The following is a 16251-nucleotide window of genomic DNA, read 5'->3' as shown; positions in this document are numbered from 1 at the left end:
TCCTCCTGGTTGATTGATGGTGGCGTTTGTGGTTTTCAATTGCTCGCTCCCGTGACTTGCTGGACCCGGTTCAGCGCGTCGTAGACGCGGGTGATGTTTCTTTGCAGGTTGCCCGAGGGGTCCTTGACCTGCTCACCCGTCTTGTTGCCGGCGTTGTCCAGCGTGTAGGTGACGGAGTTGCCTTTGGCGTCGGTCACGCCGGTCAGGCGGTGGGCGGCGTCGTAGCTGTAGCCCAGGGTGGTGCCATCGGGCAAAGCCGCGGTGATGAGCTGGCCTGCGTTGTCATAGGTGTAGGCGGTGGTTCGGGCCGTGCCGCCTGGCGGTGTCACCGTCACGCTGCCTATCCAGCCCCTCGGCGTGTACACGGTGTCTGTGACCACGCCCTTGGGATCCACCATCTGGCGCACGCGCCCTGCCCTGTCGTATTGGGTGAACTGTGTGACGTGGCCTGCCGCGTTGGCGATGGACTGCAGGTCGCCCGCCATGTGGCCGGTCTCATTGAGGTCGGCCACGATGGGGGCGATATGCGGGAAGGCCGCCGTCGGCGGCGTGAAGTTGGCGGTATAGCGCCCATTCCCGTTGGTCACACGGATGTCGTCGTAGTAAACCGCATGGGGCGAGTTGGTGTAGCCGAAAGCCATGCCGTTGGCATTGCCGACCGTGGTGGTCCAGGGGCAACTTGCAACAGCCTGGCCGTTGATATAAACCGTGACGGTGTTGCCGATCCGGACGTGGGCCACATGGATCCAGGTACCGGCCAAACCGGCAAGGCCGCTGGCCGGGCAATAGGCGCCGTTGTTGCTGCCTTCCAGGATCAGGTTGTTGTTCCAGAAGTAAAAATCATTGGAGGTCGCACCGCTGCCGCCCAGGCGGATTGCCGTCGTGACGCCCGTGGTGTTGGCGGGCTTCATCCAGAACTCCACGGTGAAATCTCCGGGAAGTGTGAAGTCGCCGGCAAGGTTCCCGTAGTCGCCGTAGTCGGTCGAGCCGGGAATGTAGAAGGACGAGCCTCCGAACCTGCTCTGCGTGGTGCTGATCCGCGCATTTCTTGTGAGCATGCCGGTGGCCGCCCGCAGGCTGTTGTCCACAATGGCCCTGGAGCCCTGGGCGCCGTCGCCGTGCAGCAGCAGGCTCACGGACTGGATGTACGGGTCCGGGGAGACCGGCAACTGAATGGGCGCAAAACTGCTACTTGCGTAATACGCATAGCTGCGCGCCACCACGCTGTTGGAATCGGTTTCCGTGGCGACCAGGCCTTGTGGGTTGTAGGTCCAGCCGGCGCTGCGGCTGACGCCGCTGGCGGTGTCGGTTACCGTCTGGCTGAGCCGGTTTCCCGCGGTGTCATAAGCATAGGCTGTTGTTTTCCCCGCCTCGGTGACAAGCACGGGCAGCCGGTAGCCGGCGTGCCACTGCGTGGTACGCGTCTGCGCTTCGGGCAGGCTCGCGGCCTTGGTGGTGCTCAGGGGCAGGCGCCGGTTGATGTCCCAGGTGTACATGGTGTTCACGCCCAGGAAGTCGCTTTCCTGGGTGATGAAACCGTTGGCATCCTGCACCCGGCTGAGGGCGGAGCTGTTGCCCGTTCCGCCGGGCTTGTCGGCGCCGGTGACCGCCAGCTTGCCTTGGGTGATGCCGTAGTTGTAGTTGCGCTGGGTGCCCAGGGGATCGGTCACGGTGACCGAGCCGCCCGTGCCGTAGCTGACCGTGTGCAGGTCGGCGCCACCGGCATGCTGGGTGCTGATGCCACGGCCCTGGGTGTCATAGGCATAGGTGGCCAGCCTCACGCCTTTCTCATCGGTGACGCCTGTCAGCAATGCGGGAAGCCCGGCCATCTCGTACAGATAGGTCTTGCTGACCGTGCCGCCGCTGGCGCCGGGGTAGCTCACCGCCGTCAAGCGGCCGGTGGCGGCCGTCCCGTCGTAGCCGTAGCGGGTGACACGGCCGTCCGCGGCGGTGGCGCTGGCCAGCTGGCGGGAGGCGTTGTAGGCAAAGTTCAGGGTGCGCCCGAAATGGTTGCTCACCGTGATGAGCAGGCCGGCTACCGGCGCAACACTGGCGGGGGTGCCGGTAGTACTGTAGGTATAGGTGGTGACCCAGCCGTTGCGCCGGGTCACCGTCAGCAGCTTGCCGGCGGCATCAAACTGCCAGAGGCTGTCGTCATCCAGCCTTTTGTACTGCAGGCCCGTGCCGCTGACCGTCAAGGTATCGGCGCTGTTGGTGGCCAGCCAGCTGCCGGTTCCTGTTTGCCATTCGAAGCTTCGCTCGCTGCCATCGCCGAAACGAACGTTGGCCATGCTGCCCGCCGTATTCGCCGCACCCAGTTTCTCAAGAAAAACAGCGTGGTTGTGAGACCAGGCCTGCCCGAGGCCAGCACTGGCAGGCCCAGCCGCAACACCGGTAACCCGCTTGCTTCTGTAATGCCTGACCAGGCTCAACGCATCGGCACCAAAACCTTCGTGGTCCGTTTGGTCCAGGATTTTCTCGCCCGTCGCGGGGATGATGGGGTTACCCACCGCAGCCCCATCAAACGTACACATACCCGGTGCAACCTCTGCCTCGGGACGCGGACGCGAGGAACAGTTTTCCCATCCCGTGTACCAGATGTTGACAACGCTGCCCGTCGTCAGCGGGCCCACATGCCGGTACCGTATGCGCCGCTGCGGCTCTCCGTTGAACTCCCGGCTCTCGAGGCCATATTCAATTTCCGAACCGCATACGGAACCACTGGGATCAATGGTGTGGCAATAAAGAACATTGACATGCTCCGCATCGCGCGTCGCCTTGCCGATCGCCATCAATGCGGCTTCCAGGTTGCTGCATAGGGCAGCCACCGCATATGAGGATGCGCAGAGCATCCCCAGAACCAGTGCCGTTACGCGAAAATTAGCCACTGAACGTCCCTGGCTGTCATGGCGTCGCGCGTTTTTTCGATGCATCAATTGCTTGCTCCCGTGACTTGCTGGACCCGGTTCAAGGCGTCGTAAACGCGCGTGATGTTTCTTTGCAGGTTGCCCGAAGGGTCCTTGACCTGCTCGCCGGTTTTGTTGCCGGCGTTGTCCAGCGTGTAGGTGACGGAGTTGCCTTTGGCGTCGGTCACGCCGGTCAGGCGGTGGGCTGCGTCGTAGCTGTAGCTCATGGTGGTGCCGTCGGGCAGCGCGGCACCTGTGAGCTGGCCTGCGTTGTCGTAGGTGTAGGTCGTAGTCCGGGCCGTGCCGCCGGGTGGCGTGACCGTCACGCTGCTGGTCCAGCCGCGCGGCGTGTACGCGGTGCCGGTGACCACGCCTTTGGGGTCGATCACCTGGCGCACGCGCCCTGCCGCGTCGTACAGGGTGAACCGGGTGACGTGGCCTGCCGCGTTGGTGATGCTTTTGAGGTCGCCGACGCTGTGACCCACGGCATTCGGATTCACGGCGGCGATGGCGCTATTGGGAAAGGCCTGAACGGGTGGCGTGAAAGCCGCGGTGTAGCGGGCCACGCCTTTGGTGATGCGGACGTCATCCATATAGCCGTCGAATTCGCGGTCTCCTCCCGTGTAGGCGCCGCCAATGCGAAGCGGATCGGGCGAATCTGTCTTGGACCAGGTCGCACGGCTGGCTTGCAGCACGCCATTGACAAACAGCCTGGCTGTTATGCCGTCATCGGCCAGCGCAATGTGGCTCCAGGTCCCAAGTTGCAATGCACTGGTGCTGGAGAGGCCGCTTGCAAATAACCAGTTGGTGTTGTCCGACGAACCAAGAACGTTGATGAGGCCGGTCGATGGAGCAATCTCCAGCCGTATTGGCGCGGGCTTTCCGACCTGGTCGCTCTGCAAATACAACCAGGTGTTGATGGGTTTGAAGCTTGAAGGCCTGACCCAGAACTCAATGGTGTACGCGCCCGGGAAATGGAAGTCCGGGCTGTCGGCCACCGCAATCGCTGTATTGGATGCATCAACGCCGTCAAAGTACAGCGAAGAGCCGCCGAATTTGCTCTGCGTGGTGCTTAGGCTCGCGCCGCCCGCCACAGTGAAGATCTTGGGATTCAGACTGCTGTCGACAACGGCAGTCGAACCATGGCTGCCGTCGCCATGCAACAGCAAGCTGACCGAGGCCATGTTCGGATCCGCAGGGACATTCCCCGGGAGGCTGGTGTCGTCGTAATAGGAATAGCCCGTTATGCCGCCCGTTGAATCCGTGCTGGTGAGGACCTGGCCCGCTGCGTTGTAAGTCCAGCTCAAGGAACGCGAGGCGACGCCGGTATCGAGCGGCGCCGTGAAGCCCTGGCTGCCGCTGGCATCGGTGGTGGCTTGTTCGGTTTGTTTGCACAACACCCCGATCGGCTGGTTGCCGCCGGCCGCCGGAATGACGGCTCCCGCCGGTGCGCAAGCAAGCACCTGGCCGTTGTCGATGTCTCCGTTATAAACAAAGCGTGTGAGCCGGTTCGGCCCGGCCACTTTGGCCGGCAGGGGCCAGATACTGTGCCACTGGGTGCTGAAGGTGCGGGCCTCGGGCTGGCTGCCGGCCTCCACGCGTTGAATTTCAAGATTGCGGACGGTGTCGTAGCTGTAGGTGGTGGTTCCGCCGCTGAAATCAGACCGGCTGGCCACGTTGCCGTTGGCGTCGTAGCTGATTGCACTTGAGGCCGGGCCACAGCCCGAGCCACCGGGCTGACTGCTGCCGGTACTTCTGACGACACCGAGGACGGTGCTTAAATTGTTGGTCCGGACGCTGCCCCGGGCATCGGTGATGACGGTGGTGTTGGCGCCATAGGCGAGCGTGACCTTGTCAACGCCCCCCGCATGTTCGGAACTGATTGCCCGGCCCTGGGCGTCATAAGCCCAGGTGGCATACCGCACGCCGTTTTCGTCGATGATCCCGGTCAAGGCGTTCGGAAACCGGCTGTCTTCGTACAGGTAAGTCCGGACCTTGCCGTCCGGGTAGGTGATGCTGGCCAGGTTGTTGTTGGCGTCATTCCTGTAGGTGAAAACTCCGCCGCCAAAAACATTCATCGTTCGATTGTTTTGCGCGTCCGTTCCAAAAATCAAAGTTCGGCCAAAGGAATTCGTCACGGTGAAATTGGACCCCGACCATGCATATGTCCACTTCAGGCCCTGCCGGTTGGTGATGCTCTCAATGACACCCAGCTTGTAGATTTCGACATCCCCGTCGGCCGTGGTGTACCGCCATCCCGTCGTGTTGTTTGACGCATTGACCAAACGCTCCAGCATGCCTGTCACGTCTGTATCGGATGTCCACATGCCGCCTTGAAGCGTGTACCGATACTGCTTGTTGCCGGGACGCCGCAGCGTAACCACCGTCGGGGGTACACCTTCTGAAGAGACGCGGTAGACCTCCCAGTTGAACGACCACCCAAAAGTGTTGGCGACCTGGCTGTTGACGAAGTGGGATACCCCTTGAGGGAAACCCGGGATGTCTACAAGATCAGCCTCTTCCTGGTATTTGTTGCCCGTTCCGGCATTGATGGGATTCCCGGTCGAGACATCACAGCGCGGCGCACCCGCATTTTTTGGGTCGCCGGGCGCACAGATCGCGCCTATGCGAGAACTGCCATCAGGACAACTTGTTCTCCGAAAAATATTTGCAACACCAACGCCGGCACCTGACAACACACAGTTTCCTCTCGCAAGGGCGCCATCAACAACCGTAAAAGTACAGACGTCGCGGGGATCACAGGGCCCCTCGGACAGACATTCCGCATTACGGATTGCGACCGCTTCCGCGCCCGCAGCATTGATGTCGGTAGTCCAGTGCCCTGCACTCCTCCAAGCGCCCATATATTCTTGAAAGGGCTCATCTGCGAGCGCGTTTGCTGAACAAATCAGCATTCCGGAAATCACCAGCCGCTGTGCCTGTCGCAGCCATGGCCCGGCAACCAGCCTCGTCGTGAAGCCGGTAAAGACCCTGGCGAACAATTGCGTTAGAAATTTCAATTGGAGGCTCCCGTGATTTGCTGGACCCGATTCAGGGCGTCATACACGCGCGTGATGTTTCTTTGCAGGTTGCCCGAAGGGTCCTTGACCTGCTCGCCGGTCTTGTTGCCCGTCGCATCCAGCGTGTAGGTGATGGAGTTGCCTTTGGCATCCGTCACGCCGGTCAGGCGGTGGGCTGCGTCGTAGCTATAGCTCATGGTGGTGGCGTCGGGCATTACCACCCCTGTGAGCTGGCCCACGTTGTCGTAGCTGTAGGTTGTGGTTCGCGCGGTACCGCCGGGTGGAGTGACAGTCACGCTGCCGGCCCAGCCCCTGGGGGTGTAGGCGGTGTCGGTCACCACGCCTTTGGGGTCGACAGACTGGCGTATCCGCCCCGCCCTGTCATACAGCGTGAATTGCGTGACATGGCCCGCTGCGTTGGTGATGCTTTGAAGGTCGCCCGTTGTGTGGCCCATCGAAGAATCCGGCAGGCCTGGGCTCGCGAATTCCTGGCTGGGAGGCGTGAAGTTAGCCGTGTAACGCGCAACACCCTTCGTCACGCGAATTTCGTCAAGGGTGCCATTGAAGTCCCAGCTGAAATTCGGCTGGCAACGCCCAAATAACAAGGCGTCTGAAGACTCCACATAACTACCGTTGAGAGACACCGAACCTTCCAGATGGCCATCCAGAAACAGATAAAAAACGTTCCCGGCGCGAACAAAAGCCACATGTTGATAAGTATTCGGCACGACGGCGGTCGGCCCCGAGATTTGAAGGACACTCCCGCTACCCGACACGTACAGCTCCAGCTTGTTGCCATTGAGAAGGAACTGGAATCCGTTAAATCCGACGGCGGGCCGCTTGCACGCTATCGCTCGCACACCGGAGACGGTCGATGGCCGTATCCACCCCTCCAAGGTGTAATTTGAATTGGGTTCCAGCGCCGAATCGTGGGCAAGGCTTGCGTAGTCGCCGGAACCGTCAAACAGGATCGAGGCGTTGCCGAACCTGCTTTGGCTGGTGGTGAGCTGGGCATTTCCATTCGCGGCCACGACCCGGTGATTCACGCTGGCATCAACCATGGAAGCCACGCCGTTGTTGACATTCCCATGCAGCAGCAGCGAGACGTTCTCGATGTAGGCGTCGTAGTTGCCGCTGAATGCGGTATCCGTGAAGTACGCGTAGGCAGTTGTACGGCCGCTGGGGTCCACGGCGCTCAGCACGCGCCCTGCGTTGTCATAGGTGAACCGGTTGATGCTTGCGGCAACCGCAGGGTCCACACTGTCGTCACCCAGCAGGGCTTGCTCAACCTGTTTGCAGATGAGGGGCAGCGCCTTGCCATCGGCCCTGGCCGCGGCCGGGGTGCAACTGGCGATGGCATTGCCGTTGAAAGGGTCGGGCTGCCCGTGATGCACGTTGGTCGTCATGCGCAGCGGTTGCAAGACTTGCGTGGCCATACCCCAATCCGGATGCCAGCTGGTGGTGATTTTTCGGGCCCCAGCGGGCAACGTTGAGTTCGCAGGTATCACGCTGGCGCAGGAAGCCGTGTTGGCCAAGCCTTCAACCCGTACAGTCTCACGGTTGCTACCGTCGTACGCGTAGCAGGTGCGGTTTGCCTGGAAGTCGTCCCTGGACAGCACGTTGCCGCTGCTGTCATAGCTCACAGCACTGACCGCGGCCGCGCAACCCGAGCCGGCCGGCTGGCTCTGCGCCGTAAGCGCCGGCATGCCCCCGACAATTTGCGCGTCAGCGGCAATGGCCTGGCCGTTGGGCTGGATGTAGCTGGTGCCTGTGGGTGCGCTCCAGCCTATGGACCTGTAGAGGATGTTGGCGCCGGCGTCGAAGTTGTCGGTGACAACGCGCGCCGAGGGGGCGGCATAGGCCACGGTGAATTTCTCGACGGCGCCCGCATGTTCGGAGCTGGTGGCCCGTCCCTGGCTGTCGTAGGCGAAGGTGGCATAACGGGAGTTGTTTTCGTCCCGCTTGCCGGTCAGCGCCCAGGGGAGGCCGGCATTCTCGTATAGGAAGCCCTGGGCCTTGCCGTCGGGCCAGGTGAGGGACACAAGGTTTTTGCCGGCGTCGTAGGCCGCGGCAATGGCGCCCCCGTCCGGGCCGGTAACGCGGATGACAAGGCCGTTGGCATCGTAGGCGAATCTGATACTGCGCCCCTCGCCGGACCGGGCCTCGACGAGGTTTTCACCGTCGTATGTAAAGGACAGCGAGGATCCGTTGGCCGAAGCGATGCCGAGAAGCTTGCCTGCGGCATCGAAGGTTTCAAGCGTTCCAGAGATGGAGTCCGTAAAAAGATAGCCCCCTGTAATACTCACCAGCTTGTGCGCGTGGTCGGCCGTTGCGGTGAAAATTCCGCTGCCATTCCCGCTGAAGTTCAGTACAAAGCCGTCGCCTCGCGACAGGAGCGCGCTTTTGAGCGTGGCAGACACCTCCAGCTGGTGGTGATAGTTCGATTTCCAGAGCGCGCCAAATGAATTTCGCTCCACCAGCGTCAGGATGTCGGCCTGGTTGGCGGGTAACTTCGCTGTGGTGTCATAGGTGAGCGAAAGCTGCAAGCCGCCTATCGATAGACCTGTGCCTAAAAACTCCTTCTTGGCCCCCGTCAGCGGATAGATGGGATTGGCAATGCATAGCGGCTGTTTTTGAGGTTTTTTCGTGTCGTCCAAGTACACGCCAGGTACGCACGAGCCGCCGATCACCGCGTACCCTGAGCGCGCGCAGTACAAAAAATGGTCCGTGCTGCACGTCACCGGGCCGTTTGCCGATTCATCGATACAAAAAAGCTGCCTGATGCGTTTGTTGGCGACTTCATCAACGAGGCTATAGCGCGGATTGATCGAACCGCATGCATCACCAAAGCCGTTGGCCAGACAGGTGGCGCGCAGACTGTTGTGAGCGGCTTTCAGTCTGTCTCCCTCAACGGCAGCCGCGGTTCGGGCATCCTCGGTCGTTGGCCATGTGCCGAATGTTGTCGCATAAACACTGCCGCACATGAGAAGAACTACCGTCCCTGCTCGCAGAGCCAGGGATGCAAGACCTGACCTGAGACTGTCTGTCGTATTTTTCAATTGCTCGCTCCCGTCACTTGTTGGACCCGGTTCAGCGCGTCATAGACGCGGGTGATGGTTCTCTGCAGATTGCCCGAAGGGTTCTTGACCTGCTCGCCGGTCTTGTTGCCCATCGCGTCCAGGGTGTAGGTGACGGCGTTGCCTTTGGCGTCGGTCACACCGGTCAGGCGGTGGGCGGTGTCGTAGCTGTAGCCCAGGGTTGTTCCGTCGGGCAATGCTGCACCGGTGAGCTGGCCTGCGTTGTCGTAGGTGTAGGTGGTGGTTCGTGCTGTCCCGCCGGGTGGCGTCACCGTCACGCTGCTGGTCCAGCTACGGGGGGTATACACCGTGTCGGTCACCACGCCTTTGGGGTCGACCATCTGCTTCAGACGCCCTGCCCTGTCGTATTGCGAGAACTGCGTGACGTGGCCCGCCGCGTTGGTGATGGACTGCAAGTCACCTGCCGTGTGGCCTACCGCGTTGGGGTCGACGACAACGGTGGACGGACCGTTATGCGGGAAGGCCAGCATGGGTGGCGTGAAGCTGGCCGTGTAGCGGCCCACACCGTATCCATACATCCAGCCAGGTGTGGCGTGAACAGATGCGCCGCTGAGGCAGAAAAGAATGCAGCAAACCAGCCGATGGATTGGACATGCGCGAACAAGGCGGGCCGCATAGCCGCGCAAGCTCTGCGTATAAAAACTGTTTACCACTATGGATGGCCAAAAACGATTTTTCCGCACCGTGCACGATGCAATCCATTGGAATAGTCCCACGGGCTCCCTCACTGATTTTTTCTTATCGCGCGCCAGCCACGCAAATGTGCACGGAGTCTAGGGACGGGCATCACGCGTGTCACCCTCCATTTACATGAGGGAGATATCAAGTGTGCGAATCAGGCGACAGAATTTTTCAGCGTGTTTTTTTTCGCCTTATCAATCTCACACGCTTCTGGCAGAATGCGGCCGGCTCAAAGAGAGTGAGGTAAATTTCAATTCAAATTCGATTTGAATTGAGTACCTTCTCAGTATTGATCTGCACGGAGTTAAGAAAAAATGGGGCAGGTATTACCGCAAACAAAATTGCCGCCAAAAAAATAATCTTCTTCGCATTTGAAGCAGGAATTTTCGACTCCGATTACTTTTTACTGATCGCCCGCGTGGCGCGGCATGGGCGTTTAGGGTGAAAATTGAAACACCGACAAGGTGCTCAATCAATGCCGCCCAGCCGTTGAACGGCATGTGGCAGTAGCTTTTCGTGGCGGCCCTGAAGCGCATATCGCTCCCGTGGCTCGCGCTCATTGCAAACGTCGTTCGTGCCGCTGCTCACCTTGGCCGTGCGGTTTCCCACGCTGTCGTCGCCGTGCGGGATGTTCTCTTCCACGAAGGGGGGACTGGAGCGACTTGTCCTACCTAAACATGTCGCCCCCGCAGATTGGCTCACGTGCCTTGTTGAAGAGGCTAAGGCCGCCTGGAACCGGGTGTAAACATCTCGGAGAGCGGGCGTACCGGGCGGAATGGTACGTCGACCGGACGAAGATGAAATCCGAACACCGTATCGGCTGTTGCCGGCCGGTCGCTCCAGACCGTATCAAGCTGGTTATGCCGCCAGAAGCCGTCGGGGGTGTTCGGCTCCTGGGCGACATAGGACAGCTCCTCGTGCCATTTACGGATCACCAGACGCTGCACAGTGGCCTCGTTCACCCGGGAACGGATCCGGTAGCTGTTGGTGCCATCGCTCGTAGTATTGCCGGCCGCATCGTGCACCACGGAGGGATAGGGTCCAGCTTCAGTGAAATTCAACACCTCCACATAAGCAAAGGTGTTGATCCCGCCCGAGCCGAGCCATTTCGAGGCGAATCAGCGTCTCTTCCGAATCTTCAGAATGATCATGACAAAGAAGGCAATCATCATGATCACAGCAGCTATTAGCGAAAGATCAAGAGCTCGATCCTGCTGCTCGGTGATGTACCTGTTAACGCCGTGATTGTTCAGGATGACGGTGTGAATCACATCCGGCGCCTGCATCCCCAGAGAAAAGAGATGCTTGAACAAGAAAACGTGAAAAACGACGAGTGCGGGACCTGAATAGCTCAGCAAAAATCTAATCAGCACGCTTAAGAATTTTTTCATTTCCTACCTCGCCCTGCATGTGCAGTCTTGCGACTTACCAAACAACGTTACACCTGTGCGTGAGACGCCCCCATATCCAGCTACACCAGCGCCTCCGCCGATTGTCACGCCAAGGCCTCCTACTGGCTGGCCACGTGAGCCGCTTCCCCCGAAGGTATCCACCGTACCACCCCAGCCTCCGGCAGCATTCAGACCCACGTTAGTTGCATCTCCCCTCAAGTCGCATACTGTATCTCCATTCGACCAGGTACCTTGAATGCCAGCAACGATGCCTGGGGTACCCAGCGCACCGCCGCCACCCAAAGTCCAATAGCCGGCCACATTGCCGTTTCCATCGATCGCAAAACCTACGCCCGCTTGACCGTATGCCCCCAAGCCAAACGGCGCCGGAATCGCAGAGCCACTAACGGAAAACCCAAGTTGGAAAGTCCACAGGCCGCGAGGATCCGTTTTGCTCAAAGGGTTGCCCGCGACATAGGCAAAGGTATTGATGCCCCCCGCTAAGCCAATCGGGTCGGATTGCATATAGCGTCCGATGCGAGGGTTGTACTCTCGGTTCCAATTCTGAAACAAACCACTCTCGGCATCAAACACTTGGCCAGGCAATCGCTGGGTAAAGCTAAAGGCGCCCAGCCCGCTGGGGTTCTGATCCGGCGCCGTCGCACCAAATGCCTCTGCCGTATCCCACCGCCAAGCCACTGCCTCATCCGATTGCCGCGTGATGATTCTCGGCGCGCCTAGCTGATCGGTCGAAACGTTGTACAAACTGATCGCAATGTCACTTCCTGCAGTTGTCCCCGTCTGCTTGATCACCCCGACAGGCAAGCCCAGATAGATGGTTTCATGCAGAGGTGTTCCGTTGGCGCCGTACTCGCCAAGCAGCTGTCCTTCTTCGCCATAGACATAGTACGTCGCCCCGGTTGGTACCATCGTCGTCGGCCCGGTCTTGCCAACCCTGAGTTCCAGCGCGTTGTAGCTGTAAGTGACCGTGCCACCTGCATTCGTCATCGTCGCCATCCGCCCCCGGTCGCTGTACGTATAGGTGTTCGTTCCATCGCTCGTAATATTGCCGGCCGCGTCATGCACTACGGTCGCCGTGCCGCCCACATCTTGAGCCTGGGTCAGCTTGTTGCTGGTGGCCGAGATGGTGTTGGGATAACTGGTACCGCTAATCACCTTGGCCGTGCGGTTGCCAGTTGCGTCGTAGCTGTACTGGATGGCGGTGCCACCCAAGGTGGCGCTGATGAGGCGATTCAGGTTGTCATACCCAAAGCTTTGATCCAGGGCGGGAACAGCAACGCCATTGCTCACATGCGTGTAGCCCGTGATACGACCTGCGCTGTCGCGAAGAATGGTGCGACGGATACCGGTGGTTGTCGGGTCGCCGAGGTTGTAGGCACTGATCTGGCCGTTGGCGTCATAGGCAATCGCCTGCGTCTTGGTGCTGGCCCAGGTCCAGCCGGTGAGTTTGCTTTCGGCATTGCTCGTAATGGCGCTCAGCATCGGCAGGGTGCTGCCGGTATTGGTTCCCACCCCATTGGAATTGGGCGGATTAACCGTGATGCCGGAAACCACACCGTACGCGTCGTAGCTGTAGTTGACCCTCGTTCCACTTGGATAGGTAATGGCCGTGAGCTTGTCCAATGCGCTTCCCGTGTCGCCCCAGGTGTAGCCCACCGAGAAAGTCCTGGCGTCCGTGGTCTGGGTTTTTCCGGTCTTGCGGCCCATGCTGTCGTAGCTGTAAGTCACCTGGCCGGAGGCGTCGGTGATCTTGGTGAGTTCACCTATGACGGCCGGGGTTGGCGTGGCGCCGCCGTCGTATTCAAAGACGCTCCCCGTGCCCGTGGGGTAGCTGACGGTTTTGAGGCGATCCAGGTTGTCATAGGTGTACTGGGTCTGCTTGCCGCGTGCATCGGTTTTGGTGAGCACATTGCCTTTGCCGTCATAGGTGTACTGGCTCGCTCCCGTATCCGGGCTGGTCTGTGCCGTGACATCACCCAGGCCGTTCGGGCTGTAGGTCGTGTTCAGGTTGCGCGGGTCGGTGACCTGGGTCAGGCCGTCGGCGGCGTTGTACGCAAAGCTGGTGGTCGTGGGCGTAGCGCTGCCGGTATTGGCCGGTTGCTGGGTCTGCACCGGGCGGCCCAGGCTGTCGTAGTAGGTGTAGCTGGCCAGGCCATTGGGGTCCAGCACGGTGGTGGGCCTGCCCATGGCGTCGTAGCCGTACTGCCAGGTCATGGGGCCGGCTGTGGCGGCGTTGATGACGACGCTGATGCCCGAGGAGCTTGATGGGTCGTTGTTGCTGTCGCCGGCGTAGTCAGCCGTCAAGGTGTGGCTTCCCAGGCCCAGGGCGCTTGTGCTCAGGCTGGCAGCACCGGCGGTCACGGCGCCGCTGCCTATGGTGGCGCCGCCGTCCTTGAAGGTGACAGTGCCTGTCGGGCTGGCGCCTGTGACGGTGGCCGTCAGCGTGATGCTTTGCCCCAGCGCGGCCGTGCCGGCGCTGCTGCTGAGTGACGTGCTCGTCGGGGTGGCGGCAAAAACCATGGCCGGGGCCATGAGGATGAGCAGCACCAGGCGGCTTAGCCATAGCCACGGGATAGAAAAATGCAAAAGCCTGACCAACGCAGAAGTAACTATGATCAAATCAGGGGGCCTTCTGGAGCTGCGCGGCCCTTAGCGACGACTAAGCAAGTATTTCAAAACCAATAAGACGGCCGTCTTCGTCTAGATCGAGATAGATGTCGGGCCCAACATATTGCAGCAAATCTAAGAGCCTGACTTGTTTGGCTACAACGCCAGCGCTTCCTCGCCCGGGATGATTCGGGAGGCTTAGGTAGGCAACGTCTTCATCATCGCTACTTACATCAAGCGTTATATTCTTATTTGGCATTTATGGCTCCACTAACAATGATTTAAGAACAGTCTTCAGCTTAGCAGTTCCATTTTTACCAACTTGATAGACGGCCATTCCGGCCTCGCCTATCGGTACGAGTACCCGATCAATATTGGCGGTATCCGGGATCGAACCCTTCGGCCATCCAGTTTTCCCAATTTCCGTACTTAAAGCGCGAAGCCCATTTGCAGCCTCTTCTGCCGTAAGCACTCCTCTCTCAACAGCTCGACTCGTAGCATGGCCGAGGTTCGAATTGACTGCTTTTGCAACTGCCGGCAACTCTTGAACGATACATTGTTCAGCGCTCCCTAATTTTTTGATCGTACCGATTGCACCGAGCAGCGCCGCCTCTTGCGGTAAGCCTTGGAGCATTTTCATCCCAAACTCAGTTGGACTTTGCGATTGGAAACCCGCGAGCGACGCGTTCCACCAGTTACGAATAGAGTCCTGCCAATCCAGTCCCTTCAGATCGAATTTACTTAAAGGGCTCCCCGCCACATATGCAAAAGTGTTGATCCCACCAACGAGTCCAATCGGATCAGACTGCATATACCGCCCGATGCGAGGGTTGTACTCTCGATACCAGTTCTGAAACAAACCGCTCTCGGCGTCAAACACTTGGCCTGGCAGGCGCTGGTTAAAGCTGAAGGACCCTAGGCCGCCTGGATTCTGATCTGGCGCCGTAGCCCCAAATGCCTCGGCCGAATCCCAGCGCCAAACGACGGCTTCATCCGATTGCCGCGTGACGATGCGCGGTGCCCCAAGCTGGTCTGTCGAGACGTTGTGCAGGTAGATCGCGATGTTGCTTGCGCCCGCCGTCCCCGTCTGCTTGACAACGCCTACAGGCATGCCCATATAAATGGTTTCATAGAGCGGGTTACCGGTGGCATCGTACTCACCGAGCAATTTTCCCGACTCGTCATGGACATAATAGATAGCGCCGGTAGGCACTAGCGCCATCGGCCCAATCTTGCCGACCCGCAACTCCAGCGCGTTGTAGCTGTAACTCACGGTGCCACCCGCATTTGTCATGGTCGCCAAACGGCCCCGGTCGCTGTAGGTATAGCTGTTGGTTCCATCGCTCGTGACGTTGCCCGCCGCATCATGCACCACGGTGGCCGTGCCCCCAACATCCTGGGTCTGGGTCAGCTTGTTGCTGGTCGTTGAGATGGTGTTGGGATAACTCGTTCCGCTCACCACCTTAGCTGTTCGGTTGCCCGTGGCGTCATAGCTGTACTGGATGGCCGTTGAACCCAGGGTCGCGCTGATCAGGCGGTTCAGGTTGTCATAAGCAAAGCTCTGGTCCAGGGTGGGAACCGAGCTTCCGTTGCTGGTGTGGGTGTAGCCCGTGATGCGCCCGGCACTATCGCGAACGATGGTGCGGCGAATCCCGGTTGTTGTCGAATCGCCCAGGTTGTAGGCGCTGATCTGGCCGTTGGCGTCATAGGCAATCGCCTGTGTCTTGGTGCTGGCCCAGGTCCAACCCGTGAGCTTGCTTTCGGCATTGGTGGTGATCGCACTCAGCATCGGCAAGGTACTGCCGGTATTGGTGCCCACACCGTTGGCATTCGGCGGATTGACCGTGATGCCGGAGACTACGCCGTAGGCGTCATAGCTGTAGTTAACCCGCGTGCCACTCGGGTAGGTGATCGCGGTCAGCTTGTCCAGCGCACTTCCCGTGTCGCCCCAGGTGTAGCCAACCGTGAAAGTCCTGGCGCCCGTGGTCTGGGTCTTACCGGTCTTGCGGCCCATGCTGTCGTAGCTGTAGGTCACCTGACCGGAGGCGTCGGTGATCTTGGTGAGTTCGCCAATGACGGCCGGGGTCGGCGTGGCTCCGCCGTCGTATTCAAAGACGCTCCCCGTGCCGGTGGCATAGCTGACGGTTTTGAGGCGATCCAGGTTGTCATAGGTGTACTGGGTCTGCTTGCCGCGTGCATCGGTTTTGGTGAGGACGTTGCCTTTGCCGTCATAGGTGTACTGGCTGGCTCCCGTATCCGGGCTGGTCTGCGCCGTCACATCACCCAGGCCGTTCGGGCTGTAGGTCGTGTTCAGGCTGCGCGGGTCGGTGACCTGGGTCAGGCCGTCGGCGGCGTTGTAGGCAAAGCTGGTGGTCGTCGGCGTGGCGCTGCCGGTGTTGGCCGGCTGCTGGGTCTGCACCGGGCGGCCCAGGCTGTCGTAGTAGGTGTAGCTGGCCAGGCCATTGGGGTCCAGCACCGTGGTGGGCCTGCCCATGGCGTCGTAGCCGTACTGCCAGGTCATGGGGCC

The 16251-nt window shown here is 60.1% G+C and carries 9 protein-coding genes; all 9 read right to left on the bottom strand.

Features of this window, described 5'->3' with window-relative positions; all coding sequences use genetic code 11:
• Positions 1–35: 35 nt before the first annotated feature.
• Positions 36–2534: a LamG-like jellyroll fold domain-containing protein gene (locus ACLV8F_RS19505; RefSeq protein WP_411885861.1), complete on the bottom strand. Its 2499-nt coding sequence runs from the start codon at positions 2532–2534 to the stop codon at positions 36–38.
• Between the two features lie 398 nt (positions 2535–2932).
• Positions 2933–5926 (bottom strand): LamG-like jellyroll fold domain-containing protein, encoded by a 2994-nt coding sequence (locus tag ACLV8F_RS19500; protein WP_411885860.1) that lies wholly within the window; start codon positions 5924–5926, stop codon positions 2933–2935.
• Positions 5923–8985, bottom strand: coding sequence for a LamG-like jellyroll fold domain-containing protein (locus ACLV8F_RS19495; protein WP_411885859.1), 3063 nt, complete (start codon positions 8983–8985; stop codon positions 5923–5925). Before ACLV8F_RS19495 ends, ACLV8F_RS19500 begins: the two co-directional genes overlap by 4 nt.
• Positions 8982–9542 carry a hypothetical protein gene (locus ACLV8F_RS19490; RefSeq protein ID WP_411885858.1) on the bottom strand — a complete coding sequence of 187 codons (561 nt, stop codon included), beginning with the start codon at positions 9540–9542 and terminating at the stop codon, positions 8982–8984. The genes ACLV8F_RS19495 and ACLV8F_RS19490 overlap by 4 nt, the downstream gene beginning before the upstream one ends.
• 882 nt (positions 9543–10424) lie before the next feature.
• Positions 10425–10766 carry a hypothetical protein gene (locus ACLV8F_RS19485; protein WP_411885857.1) on the bottom strand — a complete coding sequence of 114 codons (342 nt, stop codon included), beginning with the start codon at positions 10764–10766 and terminating at the stop codon, positions 10425–10427.
• 57 nt (positions 10767–10823) lie between these two features.
• Positions 10824–11096, bottom strand: coding sequence for a hypothetical protein (locus ACLV8F_RS19480; RefSeq protein ID WP_411885856.1), 273 nt, complete (start codon positions 11094–11096; stop codon positions 10824–10826).
• 3 nt (positions 11097–11099) lie between these two features.
• On the bottom strand, positions 11100–13664 hold the full coding sequence (locus ACLV8F_RS19475) for an Ig-like domain repeat protein (RefSeq protein WP_411885855.1): 2565 nt from the start codon (positions 13662–13664) through the stop codon (positions 11100–11102).
• Between the two features lie 112 nt (positions 13665–13776).
• Positions 13777–13983 carry a DUF2283 domain-containing protein gene (locus tag ACLV8F_RS19470; protein WP_411885854.1) on the bottom strand — a complete coding sequence of 69 codons (207 nt, stop codon included), beginning with the start codon at positions 13981–13983 and terminating at the stop codon, positions 13777–13779.
• Positions 13984–16251 (bottom strand): RHS repeat-associated core domain-containing protein (locus ACLV8F_RS19465; protein WP_411885853.1); only part of this gene is annotated, 2268 nt, incomplete at its 5' end. It abuts the gene before it with no gap.

It is taken from the genome of Polaromonas sp. YR568 (assembly GCF_943369675.1).
In the GTDB taxonomy this organism is placed as follows: Bacteria; Pseudomonadota; Gammaproteobacteria; order Burkholderiales; family Burkholderiaceae_C; genus Polaromonas.
This window is presented reverse-complemented; position numbering and strand designations above follow the sequence as displayed.

Excerpts from the sequence above, each read along its gene's own strand:
- ACLV8F_RS19505 (WP_411885861.1), bottom strand. The coding sequence starts at position 2,534 with ATGTGTACGTTTGATGGGGCTGCGGTGGGTAACCCCATCATCCCCGCG.
- ACLV8F_RS19490 (WP_411885858.1), bottom strand. The coding sequence starts at position 9,542 with ATGTATGGATACGGTGTGGGCCGCTACACGGCCAGCTTCACGCCACCC.
- ACLV8F_RS19480 (WP_411885856.1), bottom strand. The coding sequence starts at position 11,096 with ATGAAAAAATTCTTAAGCGTGCTGATTAGATTTTTGCTGAGCTATTCA.
- ACLV8F_RS19470 (WP_411885854.1), bottom strand. The coding sequence starts at position 13,983 with ATGCCAAATAAGAATATAACGCTTGATGTAAGTAGCGATGATGAAGAC.